Raw genomic sequence first — 15,159 nt, forward strand, 5'->3', positions numbered from 1 at the left:
GTATCTCATCTTACGAATCATACGGTTCGGTCATCAGCCCCACTGATGAGACGCCCGCTTGACTCAACGCATCCAATGTTAGAATGATTTCTGAATAAGGTACGCGTCCGTCACCTCCAACAAGCACAGGAGCTTTAGGATTGATTTCCAGTTCAGCTTTTACGCGCACCAATATATCTTGCAGCGAAAGTCCGTGTTCCATATCGCCATTGTTAACGCTCAAGCCAAGACCACCGTTCTGATCGACTTCAACAATGATGAAAGCACCACTATCCGCGTCAGCTGCTAGGTCAGCCGCTGTCTTCGCCGTTGATGTCTGTGGCAGTTCAACGTCTACACCCTGTGTCACGAACGGCGCTGTCACCATAAAGATAATCAGCAGCACCAACATAACATCAATGTAAGGCACGACGTTGATTTCAGCGGTCATCTTCCTTCGTTTAGGTTGATAAGCCATGGCTTACTCCTTGGGTGCCGCGAACGCCTGACGGTGCAAAATGCTGGAGAACTCTTCCATGAAATTCACATAGTTGTTCTCAAGTTTGCCGACTTTCGATGTCAAACGGTTGTATGCCATTACCGCCGGAATCGCAGCAAAAAGACCCATCGCTGTTGCCACCAATGCTTCGGCAATACCAGGTGCTACCATCGCCAAGGTCGCCTGTTTCACCGCACCGAGCGCGATAAATGCATGCATGATGCCCCAAACCGTACCAAACAAACCAATGTAAGGACTAATTGACCCCACAGTGGCCAAAAATGGTAGGTTGGTTTCCAGCGATTCCACTTCTTTTGACAATGAAACACGCATCGCTCGAGATGTGCCTTCCATGACCGCGTCTGGCACTTTGCCATTGCTGCGGTGTAAACGCGCAAACTCTTTGAACCCCGAATAGAAGATTTGCTCGCTACCTGTTAGTGAGTCCTTACGTGCTTGAACCTCCTGAAAGAGTTGCGATAAATCCATGCCCGACCAAAAGCGGTCTTCAAAGCGTTCGGCTTTGGATTCGGCTTGGGAAAGCACTTGAGAACGTTTGATGATCATCGCCCAAGACATAATAGACATGCCTAGCAGCACCAACATCACTGCTTTTACCAGCAGACTGGCCTGTAAGAACAGATCAAGAATTGACAGTTCAGCGCTCACTTAAAATCTCCGATTGAATCGATATAGGGATGGATTTTGGTTTCATTTTCTCAGGGTCGATACAGGCTACCTTAACGGTGGCCCGACACAACACGTCGCCATTTGAATTAACTAAATCCTGACAGAATGTCATGCTGACTCGACGTAGCTCTGACACCGTTGTTTGAACGGTAAGCGCTTCATCAAGTGTTGCGCCTTTGAAAAAATCCATATCAAGGTGGCGAACAACAAATGCCGTGCGCTCTTCAAACAGCGTCAGTTGGTTGACACCAATACTGCGCAATAGTTCGGTTCTGGCACGCTCGAAGTATTTGATATAGTTCGCATGATAGACCAGTCCACCCGTATCTGTGTCCTCGTAGTACACCCGAATTGGCCAGCAGAATGGAGTGTGATTGCTCATCCTGATAATTACCTGAAATCCATAAATAGGTTTAGCGAAATACTATAACTGACTTGCTCAAGGTATTGAAAGCACGATGCAACGAAGCAGGTCACGAATGGCGTAAATATACCCAAGCAACCACAATATGTTGCTTTCACCGCGACTAATCACGCTAATTTAAATTGATTGGATACAAAACAGCCCAGCGCTTTCGCAACCGGGCTGTTTTAGGATTGATCTGTTTTCAACTAGACAAAGGCACTGATCAGCATCACGACCATCACCAACCACGCCAGAGGCGGGAAGAAGACAATCTGCCAAAGCCAAAAACGCGGTTTGAACCCTATACCATGAATCATTCCGGTACAGGTTGCCCAAATTAGAGCGGGTGCATTGGCGACATTAAAACCGCCAATTTTGTCAGCAAGTGATTGCGGGTCCCAAATAACCAGCCCCGCACACGTACAAGCAAGCACTAAGGAAAACAACATCAAAACACGCTTATGAAGACGGTCATGAAGACCGTCTAACATAATCGTGCATTTAGTCTTCACTGTCGTGATCCATGGCTTCAGTGTGTTCTAACCAAAGCGCATTGATAATACCGAACGAGCACGCCAGCAATACACCTAGAATCCAAGCGAAATACCACATGGTTAACTCCTTCTCTTAATACAGTGAGGTTTTGTTGTCTTCGATGAACTTGTCATCAAGGCGACCAAACATTTTGTAGTAACACCAAATGGTGTAAGCCAGAATGATTGGCACCATCACGAAGGCAACAACCGTCATGATGTTCAGCGTCAACTCACTCGAGGTCGCATCCCACATGGTCAAGCTATGCGAAGGCACGAGGCTTGATGGCATCACAAACGGGAACATCGCAAAACCAGCAGTCAAAATAACACCTGCAATGGCTACGCTTGAGAACAAGAAGGCAAAGCCACCACGTTCTAAACGAGAGCACAAGGCAACCAGAAGCGGCATGAACACACCTAGAGCAGGTGCAGCCCATAGTGCAGGGTAGGTATCGAAGTTGTTGAACAACGCACCAGCCATTGTCACCACTTCTTTGTTCAGAGGGTTAGACGTGGCGTTTGTCACAATTTCACTGGTGATAACGAAGCCATCAATGCTCTGCGCCCAAAAACCCGCTAGCGCGAAACATACTGCCGTTAGAACGGCAGAGATTTGCGCCACATTACGCGAACGAGCATGTAATGCGTCCGTGGTTTTCATCTGCAAGTACGTCGCACCTTGCGTCACGATCATAAACAAGCTGACCAAACCACACAGAATGGCGAACGGATTGAGCAGACCGAAGAAACCGCCTTTGTAAGTTGGGACCAGGAATTCGCTCAATTCAAACGGTACACCTTGAAGCAAGTTACCGAACGCCACACCGAAAATGATTGGCGGAACAAAGCTACCAATGAAAATGCCCCAGTCCCAGGTTTTACGCCAGCGTGGATCTTCAATCTTAGAGCGGTAATCAAAACCGATAGGACGGAACCACAATGCCGCCAATGTCAGCATCATGGCGAGGTAAAAGCCAGAGAACGACACGGCATAAACCAGAGGCCATGCAGCAAACAATGCACCGCCTGCGGTGATCAACCAAACTTGGTTGCCATCCCAGTGTGGCGCGATTGAGTTAATCATGACACGGCGTTCGTTATCCGTTTTACCAATAACCGGCACAAGTGCACCTACACCCATGTCGAAACCATCAGTCACGGCGAAACCAATCAGCAGAACACCAATCAGTAACCACCAAATTAAACGTAGAATTTCGTATTCAAACATCGCTCAGCTTCCTTATGCTTCAAGTTGACGCGCAAGATCCGTTTCCGGCGACTTTTGCTGTTCAAAGTGATAACGGCCCGTTTTTAGGCTACTTGGACCCAGTCGAGCGAACTTAACCATCAGATACACTTCTGCAATCAGGAATACTGTGTACAGCAGAACAATCGCGACCAGTGAGGTAATGATTTCTGATGCTGGCAAATTTGAAGCCGCCATGTGTACAGGCAAGATTTCACCCACCGCCCAAGGTTGACGACCATATTCAGCCACAAACCAACCTGCTTCTGATGCGATCCACGGCAGTGGAATCGAGAGAAGTGCAGCTTTCAGTACCCATGGTTTTTGGTCAATTTTCTGACGGCAGGTTTGAATGAATGCCATACCGAACACGAACAGCATCGCGAAGCCACATGCCACCATGATACGGAAGCTCCAGAACAATGGTGCAACCTGCGGAATTGACTCTTTTGCAGCAAGTTTGATTTGCGCTTCAGTCGCATCAACAACACTGTCGGTGTGCTCTTTCAGCAACAAGCCATAGCCCAGATCTTTTTTCACGTCGTCGAACGCTGCGATATTTTCGGGCGTTTTCTCCCCTGCACGCAGTTTCTCTAGCAAACCATAAGCAATCATACCGTTGCGGATTCGTGCTTCATGCTCTGCGACAATGTCATGCAAACCGGTAACTTGCTTGTCAAAAGAACGCGTTGCGATGATACCCATCACGTAAGGAATCTTGATGGCGTAATCCGTGTGCATGGTTTCTTGATTCGGAAAACCAAACAGCGTGAACGCAGCAGGCGCTGGCTCTGTGTGCCATTCAGCTTCAATCGCCGCAAGTTTTACTTTCTGAACTTCACCCAGCTCATAGCCAGATTCATCACCAAGCACGATAGTAGACAGAATACCCGCCATACCGAAAGATGCCGCAATCGCAAATGAGCGACGAGCAAAAGCAAGATCACGCCCTTTCAGCAAGTAGTAAGCACTGATACCCAAAACAAACATGGCGCCTGTGGTATAGCCCGCAGCAACTGTGTGAACGAACTTCACCTGCGCAACAGGGTTTAGTACAACTTCTGCAAAGCTGACCATTTCCATACGCATGCTTTCAAAGTTGAACTCCGCACCGATTGGGTTTTGCATCCAACCGTTTGCAACCAGAATCCAAAGCGCGGAAAAGTTGGAGCCAATCGCCATTAGCCATGTGACAGTAAGGTGTTGGCGCTTTGTGAGGCGGTCCCAGCCGAAGAAGAACATACCGACAAGTGTGGACTCTAGGAAGAATGCCATTAGCGCTTCAATCGCTAGCGGTGCCCCGAAGATATCGCCAACATAGTGCGAGTAGTACGCCCAGTTGGTACCGAATTGGAACTCCATTGTCAGGCCAGTAGCGACACCCAACGCGAAGTTAATACCAAAAAGCTTACCCCAGAACTTGGTCATGTCCTTGTAGATTTGCTTGTCGGTCATGACATACAAAGACTCCATGATGGCAAGTAAGAACGCCATACCCAAAGTCAGTGGCACGAATAAAAAGTGATACATCGCGGTAAGTGCAAACTGGAACCGCGATAGCTCCACAATATCAGTTAACATGGTAACTCCTTCCTCGTCAGACTGACTGACGCGCAATACTTTCGTATTAATAAGTAAATGCTAAAACACACGCACGCCTTGAGGGACGTACTTAACCGAGCTTACTTACGGGAACCGAGTAAACGGCTCGCCTATTTTTTGTTGCATGTATGTTCTGCACTGGTTAGGATTTTGTTAAGCAACTCCTAATGTAGTGACAGCTAATACTAATCATTATGCGAGGCAGCTTCAAAGTATTTGGCCATCTAACACTTTGACTGCTGTCAAAGTAATCAATTATTGACCTACAAATTTGCCAATTGTTAGATCTTGATCATTTTCAGCCACCATTTCGCACCGTTGCCGCTCACTTCTAGCACGAAATTTATACATCAAAGAGAGTATGTGCCCGTTGTTCTAAAATAGAAAAGGCCAGCATTAATACTGGCCTCAGACTATCATTTTGATGACTTATTGCTTATTCAGGCATGTCAAAGCCAAAGTGCAGATAAGCACGTTGGCTTGCAATCCGCCCACGCGGTGTGCGCTGAAGGTAACCTTGCTGAATCAAATAAGGTTCAAGCACGTCTTCAATGGTGTCTTTCACTTCACCAATCGCAGCGGCAAGGTTATCAAGGCCAACAGGGCCACCATCAAACTTTTCGATAATCGCTTTGAGGAGTTTTCTGTCCATGTAATCAAAGCCCTGATTGTCGACATCCAACATATCAAGCGCCTTAGATGCCACCTCTGCATTGATTTCCCCGTCTGCTTTTACTTCCGCATAGTCACGAACACGCCTTAGCAAACGGTTTGCAATGCGAGGTGTTCCCCGCGCACGTTTCGCAATTTCTAACGCGCCTTCTTCATCGATAACGAGATTCAGGCAATTTGCACTGCGCAGCACAATACCTTTGAGATCGGCAACATTGTAATATTCAAGACGCTGAGTGATACCAAAGCGGTCACGCAACGGAGACGTTAACGATCCCGCACGCGTGGTGGCACCTACCAAGGTGAAAGGCGGTAAATCAATTTTGATGGAACGAGCAGCTGGCCCTTCACCAATCATGATATCCAATTGGTAGTCTTCCATCGCGGGGTATAATATTTCTTCCACCACGGGGCTTAGGCGGTGAATTTCATCAATGAACAACACGTCATGAGGTTCCAGATTAGTCAGCAATGCCGCCAAATCCCCTGCTTTTTCTAATACCGGCCCTGATGTCGTTCGAATGCTCACATCCATTTCATTGGCCACGATATTGGCTAACGTGGTTTTGCCGAGCCCCGGAGGACCAAAAATGAGCAGGTGATCTAGGGCTTCTTCACGCTTTCTTGCCGCATGGATAAAGATTTCCATTTGGCTACGAACATGATCTTGACCTTTATAGTCCTCCAGCATTTTGGGGCGAATGGCGCGGTCAATAACGTCGTCTTCTCGCATTGGAGGCACGACGCCTGTTAAGCGGTCTGCTTCAATCATTCAACAAGGCTCCATTAAATCATGCTCCACTAAACCATTGAGCGCAGCGCATCACGAATAATGGCCTCGCTCTTCATGCCGTCTTGCGCGACTTGTTTAACCACTTTCTCTGCTTGAGCCGCCTTGTAACCCAATGCAATGAGTGCGCTCATGGCTTCCTCTTTTGGATTACTCGACGAAGCTGACGTTGTATCCGCGCTATTTGCGCGACGTGCTGCGGCATCTGAATGCGGCGTTAATAAATCAAACGCATGCCAGTTCTTGAGGCGATCACGCATTTCGATGACTAGACGCTCTGCAGTTTTTTTACCCACACCCGGAATTTTCACCAGGGTCGACACATCTTCGCGTTCCACACTATCCACAAATTGCGTCGCCGTCATGCCGGATAAAATGGCCAAGCCAAGTTTAGGGCCAACGCCGTTAGCTTTGATCACTTCACGGAACAAGGCACGCTCAACCGTGGTATTAAAGCCGTAGAGCAATTGCGCATCTTCACGGACAACAAAATGCGTATAAATAATCGCTTCTTCGCCGATTTCAGGCAACTCATAGAAACAACTCATTGGCATGCTAACTTCATAGCCCACACCATTGATTTCAAGAAGAACTTCAGGAGGTTGCTTTTCAAGCAAGGTTCCGCGCAATCGGCCAATCACAATGCTATCTCGACTCTAATAATGACAATTGCGATAAGGATAATGAACAACTGGATAGATATCCAGTCTTAAAGGGTTCTAAGGCATGGAAATGGGGTTATGATCAGGCGAGGAATTCCCGCCTCAAGCATTGCCTGCAGCGTGAATAACCTTGTCATCCTGAGCCGACACAAGCTGCAGCGCGGCAAATTCACGATAGAGTGATGAAGTTTCCATCAGCTCTTTATGCGTGCCACTAGCGACCAGCTCGCCTTTGTCCAGTACCAAAATTCGATCCGCATTCACCACCGTTGCCAAGCGGTGTGCGATAACCAAAGAGGTTTTCCCTTTCATCAGGGTATCCAGTGCCTCTTTCACTTTATGTTCGCTAACCGCATCCAGTGCGCTCGTTGCTTCATCCAATAGCAAAATCGGCCTGTCGGCCAAAATAGCACGAGCAATTGAAATACGTTGCTTCTGCCCGCCCGACAATCTCACGCCACGCTCACCCAAATCGGTCTGATAACCCTGAGGCAATTCAGAAATAAACTCATGGGCTCGAGCGGCGATACACGCTTCGATGACCGCCGCTTCACTGGCCGTGGGATCGCCATAGCGCACATTTTCTATGACGGAGGTGGCAAAGATCACTGACTCTTGCGGCACTAACGCAAATTGCTTACGCAATGCATCTAAAGATATTGTGTCGATCGACACGCCATCCAATGTCACCTCGCCTGCTTGCACGTCAAAAAAGCGCTGTAAAATAGCAAATACCGTGCTTTTCCCCGCCCCACTAGGCCCCACGAGCGCCACCCGCTCACCGGGCTTTACACGCAATGATAGCGCCTTAAACACGGCAAGGTTATCGTCGCCCGGATAGGAAAAATCGACACGACTAAAGGTAATGTTGCCTGATACAGCCGATGACAGTGCAACGGGATTTTCGGGCTCAGCAATATCTGGTTTCATCTGTGACAATTCAATCAGTCGCTCCGTTGCTCCTGCTGCACGCTGTATATCACCAATAACCTCACTGACCGTCGCAACGCCGCCCCCCACCAGCAAGGCATAGAACATAAAGGCGGAAAGCTCTCCCGCCGAGAGCGAACCATCAAGTACATTCAGCGCACCTACCCAAGTCACCAAAATGATGGCAACGGTACTGAGCAACACGACAGAAGACATCAACATGGCGCGATAACGAATGCGTTCTTTGGCCGCACCCATCACAGACTCTACGCGGCAGGTAAAATGCTCCGCATCGACACGTTCATGGTTATACGACTGAACGGTGCGGATCTCGTGTAAGGTTTCATCCACATGAGAGCCAAGATCTGCCACTCTGTCCTGACTGACGCGCGCTAAACGACGCACTTTTCGCCCTAAAACACCGATGGGAACCAACACCACTGGCACGGCCAGCAACACCAAGGCTGTCAGAGTCAAACTGGTGATGGCCATCATGACTAATCCACCCAGCACGGATACAACAGAACGAAGCGCCATAGAAAGGCTGGAGCCCACCACGGTTTGTAGCAAAGTGGTATCCGCTGTGAAGCGGCTAATCACTTCGCCTGTTCGCGCTTTGGCGTAGAAAGAAGGAGAAAGAGTCAGCAGTTGGTTGTACACCTTGATGCGAATGTCTGCGCTAACGCGCTCGCCCAACCAACTCATCAAATAAAATCGACAAAAAACAGCAATACCGCTGACGAAGGTAATAGCGAGAATCAGTAATATCCATTTGTTCAGTTGCTCGGCGTTTCCAGTCAGAAAACCATCATCAACCAGCAGTTTGACGCCCTGCCCTAAGGCAAGCCAACTCAACGAACCAATAAACAAAAAGAAGATAGCGGCAAACGCTTGACGGCGATACGGAACGAGAAAAGCTCCAATCCATTGAAGTACATCTCGGGTACGAACATGCTTAACAGTGTTGGACGACACAGGTGATCCTTACTCAGTAATGCCTAACCCAACGTTATCAGATCATAGGTCTAGGCGCGAATAGAAGCACCCAGACCAAGCAAAGTGTTAGTCGACTTGTTCGCGGTCGCCTTTTCTTGTTTGATACAGCAAAAATGCCGCTGAAACCCAAACCAAGCACGCCATGACAAACAAGGTCCCGCCGTCGTTGCCGACCACTTCTCCCGCAGCATTAAACGCTGGTTGAGCAACACCAATTGGCGTGAAAAGGTGAAAGAAAATCGCGCCCGTCATGGTTCCGATGGCCAAAAGTGCACCCAGCGCATGAAACCGCGTAAACAACATTATTGATGCGATAAGCTCAACCGTGCCCACCATGTACGCACCGTATTTTCCAAACCAAGCCAATCCAGACCATTCGCCCAATGTGCCAAAGATAAAAGTAGTTTCCGGAGAGCCCGTAAACTTAAAGAACAGCGATTGAACAAACACAAACGCAATAAAAATACACAAACCCCATTTAAGGTATTTCATAGCAAACTCACTTCAAGAAAAAATTGTTCATAAATAACGATAGATTAGAACCGAAACTTAGCGCTTTAATTTCCGATCTGCACAATGAAACACCGATGGAACGCTCTTAGGAATGAGAAATGGCCGTATTTTTCGGCCAGTGAAGGTTTGATGAAAAGGTTTTGATGAAAAGGTTTTGATGAAAAAAAGCAGCCAATTGGCTGCTTTGAACAAATCGTGTATGCAGTTATCGATATCGCCCACGTCTTGCACTTGTCGCCTTGCCTGCCATCGCCACCAGCGTGTGGTTGGTGTGAGCATGACAAATGGCAACCGCCAATGCATCAGCGGCATCAGCTTGAGGCGTTGAAGACAATTTCAGCATGTGTACCACCATGTGCTGCACTTGCTTCTTGTCAGCGCCGCCATTGCCAACCACAGATTGCTTAATCAAGCGTGCAGCGTATTCGCTGACAGGTAATCCACCGTTTACTGCCGCGACAATCGCACTGCCTCGTGCTTGACCGAGCTTTAGCGCGGAGTCTGCATTTCGCGCCATAAACACCTGTTCAATAGCAAAGGTATCAGGCTGAAACTGAGTGATCACTTCGCTCACACCCGCATAAATTTGGCCCAAGCGCCCTGCCAAGTCTTCCGATTCTGTTCGGATACAACCACTACCAAGATATTCGAGGTTGCGGCCTTGTTGGCGGATCACGCCATAGCCTGTGATCCGCGAGCCCGGGTCAATCCCGAGAATAATAGCCACGTATGCTTATTCCAATGTTGCTGCGACTTCGTCAGAAATTTCACCGTTGTGGTAAACCTCTTGAACGTCGTCCAAATCTTCTAGCGCATCGATAAGACGAAGCAGTTTAGGTGCCGTCGTTTCGTCTAATTCCGCCTTTGTTGAAGGAACTAGGGTGACTTCAGCGTTTTGTGCTTCAAATCCTGCGGCATCGAGCGCATCTTTAACCGAGCCAAAATCAACAGGTGTGGTGAAAACGTCAATCGAGCCATCTTCATGGGTTTCAACATCATCAGCACCGCCTTCTAGTGCTGCTTCCATGACTTCATCTTCATCTAAGCCCGACGCATAAGAAATCACACCTTTTTTATCAAACAGATAATTCACGCTGCCGTCAGTGCCCAAATTGCCGCCTGACTTTGAAAACGCATGGCGAACACCAGAAACAGTACGGTTACGGTTGTCAGTCATACACTCAACCATCACGGCCGTGCCTGCTGGTCCGTAGCCTTCATAGATGACAGTTTCCATGCCTTCGTCGCCTTCACCGCCAGCCCCACGGGTTACAGCGCGGTTAACGGTGTCACGGGTCATGTTGTTGGACAGCGCTTTATCAATCGCGGCACGAAGACGCGGATTGTTTTCTGGCTCTGCGCCGCCTTCTTTCGCGGCGACGGTAATTTCACGGATGAGTTTGGTAAAGATTTTACCGCGCTTGGCATCTTGCGCAGCTTTGCGGTGTTTGATGTTGGCGAATTTACTGTGACCTGCCATTTCTCACTCCTTTTTCAGCGACATTTCGGCACTGATTTATTCATTTCGTGTTGGGTTTATAGCAAAACAGTGCGAGTAGGTTTGAGACAACACCCATATCTGATTGAATGCACCCAATTTATTTCGTGGTTTTAGAAACAAATAAGGCCAGAAAATCTGGCCTTATTGCTAGAAGATAGGGTCGACTTAAGCGTCGTTTTCTTCGTTTTTCTTCGCAGCGGCGGTGACTGCAATCGCCAGCTCAGCCAACGATGCAGGATTCGCGAGGCTTGGCGCATCTGTCAGCAAACACGCGGCTGCGGTGGTTTTCGGGAAAGCGATAACATCACGGATGTTCTCTGTACCACAAAGCAGCATCACCAAACGGTCCAGACCGAATGCCAAACCTGCATGTGGTGGCGTGCCGTACTTCAAGGCTTCAAGCAAGAAGCCGAATTTTTCTTGCTGCTCGCCTGATTCAATACCCAGAATATCAAACACAACAGTTTGCATATCAGAGTTATGAATACGCACAGAACCACCGCCTACTTCGTAGCCGTTAAGAACCATATCGTATGCGTTTGAGATAGCTGATGCTGGGTTTGCTTTCAGCTCTTCCGCCGTCATGTTCAAAGGAGACGTGAACGGGTGGTGCATCGCGTGCAGGTTACCTTCGTCATCTTCTTCAAACATAGGGAAATCAACCACCCACAGTGGTGCCCACTTGTTGGTGTCAGTCAGACCCAGGTCAGTACCCAGCTTCAGACGCAGTGCGCCCATCGCTTCGGTAACCACTTTCTTGCTATCAGCACCGAACAAGATGATGTCGCCAGATTCTGCGCCAGTGCGCTCAAGAATACCGTTAACCACTTCTTCGTTTAGGAACTTAGCCACTGGAGACTGAACGCCTTCTAGGCCAGCAGCAAGGTCGTTAACCTTCATCCATGCCAGACCTTTCGCGCCGTAAATACCCACGAACTTGGTGTAGTCGTCGATTTGTTTACGAGAAAGCGCAGCACCACCCGGTACACGGATAACCGCAACGCGACCTTTAGGATCGTTCGCAGGGCCCGAGAACACTTTGAAGTCCACGTCTTTTAGTATGTCAGCCACATCAACCATTTCTAGCGGGTTACGCAGGTCAGGTTTATCTGAACCGAAGCGACGTGCCGCTTCTTCGAACGTCATGATTGGGAACTCACCCAGTTCCACGTTGAGCAGTTCTTGCCACATGCCGCGAACCATATTCTCGGTCATTGCACGAACTTGATCAGCGCTCATGAACGAAGTTTCGATATCGATTTGGGTAAATTCAGGCTGACGATCAGCACGCAAGTCTTCATCACGGAAGCACTTAACGATTTGGTAGTAGCGATCGAAGCCAGACATCATCAGAAGTTGTTTGAACAGCTGAGGAGACTGTGGCAACGCATAAAAGCTGCCTTTGTGAACACGGCTTGGTACCAAGTAGTCACGCGCGCCTTCTGGGGTCGCTTTGGTCAATACTGGGGTTTCAATATCCAAGAAGCCGTTGTCATCCAAGAAACGACGAACAAAACTTGATGCTTTTGCACGTAGTTTGATGCGGTCGCTCATTTCAGGGCGACGCAGATCCAGATAACGGAACTTCAGGCGCTGTTCTTCAGAGTTGTTTTGGTTGAAATCCAGCGGCAGTGGCGCAGCACGGTTGATAATTTCCAAGCCTGTCGCCAGCACTTCTACTTCGCCCGTTGCCATGCCTTTGTTAACTTGGCTTTCTGGACGAGCACGCACTTCACCCGTGATCTTGATACAGAATTCGTTACGCAGCTGATTGGCAAGCTCGAATATATCTTTCATATCCGGGTCAACCACCACCTGAACCACGCCTTCACGATCACGCATATCAATGAAGATAAGACCGCCTAAATCACGGCGGCGGTTTACCCAGCCGCAAAGTTCTACAGTTTGCCCTACTAGGGCTTTGTTCAGGTGACCACAATATTGGGTGCGCATATGAATTTCCCGATCTGTTACTGACTGTCCTATTGCGCCAAAAGCGCAAAGCTACAAATATGGTTGTGCAGACAATTCTGCAGGCTCCCGCCTAAGTAAAAAAGCCAAGGTTAAAAAACAACGTTAGAAAACCTAGGTTAAACACTCAAGCCAAAGCCAAAATACCTCAAAATGACGCAGCATTATAAAGGAAAAAATGGCCTTGCGGGAATTCGAAATCTGTCGAACGGCAGAAATCGTCGCAATCGCGCAAAAAATCAGCAAGGATTGACGCTCACAGGGTGAGACACCCAGAATAGGCACTCGACGACATGAGGGATTATCCGTTGCCACCATCGATTTCCAAACTTGCTCTGCTTTCTGAACTTGCCACGCCGCCACTTCGTTTAGGCATGACCCAATGGTCACACAATGGATGGCAGCGAAAGTTTTACCCATCTGGGACAAAAAGCGGCGAACGCTTGGCACGCTACGCGCAAGTTTTTAATACAGTGGAAGGTAACACCACATTTTACGCAAGCCCCTCTCATGCCACGGTCGCCAATTGGAAAGCGGCCACCAGCGATGCGTTTCGGTTTACCTTTAAATTCCCTCAACCCATCACGCACCAAATGATGCTGCGCCATTCAGATGCTATGGTGTCCGAATTCATCACACTGATGCAGCCACTACACGAGCGCATTGGGCTTTGGAAAATTCAATTACCGGCAGCCTTTGGCCCGCAATCATTGCCGGATCTCAAGCGCTTTTTAACCGCAATGCCTACGTCTTATAACGTCGGTGTTGAAGTGCGCCACCCTGCTTTTTTTGCCAAGGGTGATGAAGAACGCGCGTTGAACAGCTTGCTGATAGAGCACGGTGCGAATCGTATCATCATGGACAGTCGCCCTGTTTTTGCCGTACCTGCAGACACTGACGCCCTACTCGATGCGCAGCAGAAAAAGCCGCGTGTGCCCGTTCATGCGATTGCAACGAGCGACACACCTATGGTGCGATTCATTGGCGACCCAACACTTGAGAGAAACGATGTATTTTTTGCGAATTGGCAGAAAAAGATCCCGCAGTGGATAGAGGAAGGGAAAACGCCTTACTTGATGATCCACACCGCCAACAACGATGATGCACCGCAGTTGGCTGAGCACTTTTATCATCAGTTACAAAAGAAAATACTATTGCCGCCACTCGCGCAATTGTCCCCTGAAGATACCTCTTCTCAAATCGCCTTACTGTAAGCTGGGTTAACTAAAGACAACCGTTCTAAAATTCTCTACAATACGCGCCCTCTCGGTGCGGGACGGAAATCCACACATAAAACGAATTCGATACAGCATGTGAGGACAATACAGACATGCTGTTAGCACTCTCAAGGCAGGTTCAGATGGCCAATCGCGATAATATTTTTGCTGCGCCAATTGAAAAACTGGGCGATTTCACGTTCGACGAAAACGTGGCTGAAGTTTTTCCCGATATGATCCAACGTTCTGTACCCGGTTACAGCAACATCATATCCGCCATTGGCATGCTCGCTGAACGCTACGCATCTGACGGATCAACCGTGTATGACCTTGGCTGCTCGCTAGGCGCGGCAACCCTCTCTATGCGTCGTCATATCAAAGCAGAAAATTGCAACATTGTGGCCGTTGATAACTCGCCAGCCATGGTGGAACGCTGCAAATTGCACGTGAATGCCTATCGCTCAGAGACCGACGTTGATGTGATTGAAGAAGATATTCGTCACGTCGATATTCAAAATGCATCGGTGGTTGTCCTCAACTTCACCCTGCAATTTTTGAATCCCGATGATCGTCTGACGCTGCTGAAAAAGATTTACGCTGGCCTGAAACCGGGTGGCATCTTAATTTTGTCAGAAAAATACAGTTTTGCTGACGAAACCGCCCATGAACTGCTCATCGATTTGCACCATGATTTCAAGCGTGCAAATGGGTATAGCGAGCTAGAAATCAGCCAAAAACGCAGTGCGCTAGAAAACGTGATGAAGCCAGACACCATTGATTGCCACAAACAACGTTTAAGCGACATTGGTTTTAGCAGCATCGCGGTATGGTTCCAATGCTTCAACTTCGGCTCGATGTTTGCGATTAAGTAAGCTGGATGCTTGATGCCTAGCTAAACGTTGTCGCGCCTTTCGCAACTAGAAAATACCCTTTAATAAATACTTAACTG

At 48.4% G+C, this 15,159-nt stretch carries 16 protein-coding genes; 2 read left to right on the forward strand and 14 right to left on the reverse strand.

Annotated elements, in window-relative coordinates; genetic code table 11:
* Positions 1–10: 10 nt before the first annotated feature.
* The 14 genes from tolR to aspS form a co-directional block, all read right to left on the reverse strand.
* Positions 11–457: a protein TolR gene (tolR, locus tag AB8599_RS09710; RefSeq protein WP_407330708.1), complete on the reverse strand. Its 447-nt coding sequence runs from the start codon at positions 455–457 to the stop codon at positions 11–13.
* A gap of 3 nt (positions 458–460) precedes the next feature.
* On the reverse strand, positions 461–1,147 hold the full coding sequence (gene tolQ / locus AB8599_RS09715; RefSeq protein WP_407330709.1) for a protein TolQ: 687 nt from the start codon (positions 1,145–1,147) through the stop codon (positions 461–463).
* Positions 1,137–1,550: a tol-pal system-associated acyl-CoA thioesterase gene (ybgC, locus tag AB8599_RS09720; RefSeq protein ID WP_016961287.1), complete on the reverse strand. Its 414-nt coding sequence runs from the start codon at positions 1,548–1,550 to the stop codon at positions 1,137–1,139. The genes tolQ and ybgC overlap by 11 nt, the downstream gene beginning before the upstream one ends.
* A gap of 230 nt (positions 1,551–1,780) precedes the next feature.
* Complete coding sequence (gene ybgE / locus AB8599_RS09725; RefSeq protein ID WP_407333206.1) at positions 1,781–2,065, reverse strand: cyd operon protein YbgE; 285 nt, start codon at positions 2,063–2,065, stop codon at positions 1,781–1,783.
* Between the two features lie 10 nt (positions 2,066–2,075).
* A complete protein-coding gene (gene cydX, locus AB8599_RS09730) occupies positions 2,076–2,186 on the reverse strand; it encodes a cytochrome bd-I oxidase subunit CydX (protein ID WP_017008254.1) in 111 nt (36 codons plus the stop codon).
* Positions 2,187–2,201: 15 nt separating this feature from the next.
* Positions 2,202–3,338 carry a cytochrome d ubiquinol oxidase subunit II gene (gene cydB, locus AB8599_RS09735; RefSeq protein ID WP_407330710.1) on the reverse strand — a complete coding sequence of 379 codons (1,137 nt, stop codon included), beginning with the start codon at positions 3,336–3,338 and terminating at the stop codon, positions 2,202–2,204.
* 12 nt (positions 3,339–3,350) lie between these two features.
* Positions 3,351–4,937, reverse strand: coding sequence for a cytochrome ubiquinol oxidase subunit I (locus AB8599_RS09740; protein ID WP_407330711.1), 1,587 nt, complete (start codon positions 4,935–4,937; stop codon positions 3,351–3,353).
* Positions 4,938–5,394: 457 nt separating this feature from the next.
* Positions 5,395–6,402, reverse strand: a complete 1,008-nt coding sequence (ruvB, locus tag AB8599_RS09745) for a Holliday junction branch migration DNA helicase RuvB (RefSeq protein WP_407330712.1) — start codon at positions 6,400–6,402, stop codon at positions 5,395–5,397.
* Positions 6,403–6,431: 29 nt separating this feature from the next.
* Entirely contained in the window at positions 6,432–7,061 is a 630-nt protein-coding gene (gene ruvA, locus AB8599_RS09750) for a Holliday junction branch migration protein RuvA (RefSeq protein WP_407330713.1), read from the reverse strand.
* Between the two features lie 123 nt (positions 7,062–7,184).
* Positions 7,185–8,987 (reverse strand): ABC transporter transmembrane domain-containing protein, encoded by a 1,803-nt coding sequence (locus tag AB8599_RS09755; RefSeq protein ID WP_407330714.1) that lies wholly within the window; start codon positions 8,985–8,987, stop codon positions 7,185–7,187.
* Between the two features lie 87 nt (positions 8,988–9,074).
* Positions 9,075–9,500: a hypothetical protein gene (locus tag AB8599_RS09760; RefSeq protein ID WP_407330715.1), complete on the reverse strand. Its 426-nt coding sequence runs from the start codon at positions 9,498–9,500 to the stop codon at positions 9,075–9,077.
* Positions 9,501–9,726: 226 nt separating this feature from the next.
* Complete coding sequence (gene ruvC / locus AB8599_RS09765) at positions 9,727–10,248, reverse strand: crossover junction endodeoxyribonuclease RuvC (protein WP_407330716.1); 522 nt, start codon at positions 10,246–10,248, stop codon at positions 9,727–9,729.
* Between the two features lie 6 nt (positions 10,249–10,254).
* Positions 10,255–11,001 (reverse strand): YebC/PmpR family DNA-binding transcriptional regulator, encoded by a 747-nt coding sequence (locus AB8599_RS09770; protein WP_407330717.1) that lies wholly within the window; start codon positions 10,999–11,001, stop codon positions 10,255–10,257.
* 186 nt (positions 11,002–11,187) lie between these two features.
* Positions 11,188–12,975 carry an aspartate--tRNA ligase gene (aspS, locus tag AB8599_RS09775; protein ID WP_407330718.1) on the reverse strand — a complete coding sequence of 596 codons (1,788 nt, stop codon included), beginning with the start codon at positions 12,973–12,975 and terminating at the stop codon, positions 11,188–11,190.
* A gap of 311 nt (positions 12,976–13,286) precedes the next feature.
* Between aspS and AB8599_RS09780 the strand changes: the two genes are divergently transcribed.
* Complete coding sequence (locus AB8599_RS09780; protein WP_407330719.1) at positions 13,287–14,207, forward strand: DUF72 domain-containing protein; 921 nt, start codon at positions 13,287–13,289, stop codon at positions 14,205–14,207.
* Between the two features lie 146 nt (positions 14,208–14,353).
* Complete coding sequence (cmoA, locus tag AB8599_RS09785; protein WP_407330720.1) at positions 14,354–15,082, forward strand: carboxy-S-adenosyl-L-methionine synthase CmoA; 729 nt, start codon at positions 14,354–14,356, stop codon at positions 15,080–15,082.
* Positions 15,083–15,159 lie beyond the last annotated feature (77 nt).

Source organism: Enterovibrio litoreus (assembly GCF_045679545.1).
Taxonomy (GTDB): domain Bacteria; phylum Pseudomonadota; class Gammaproteobacteria; order Enterobacterales; family Vibrionaceae; genus Enterovibrio.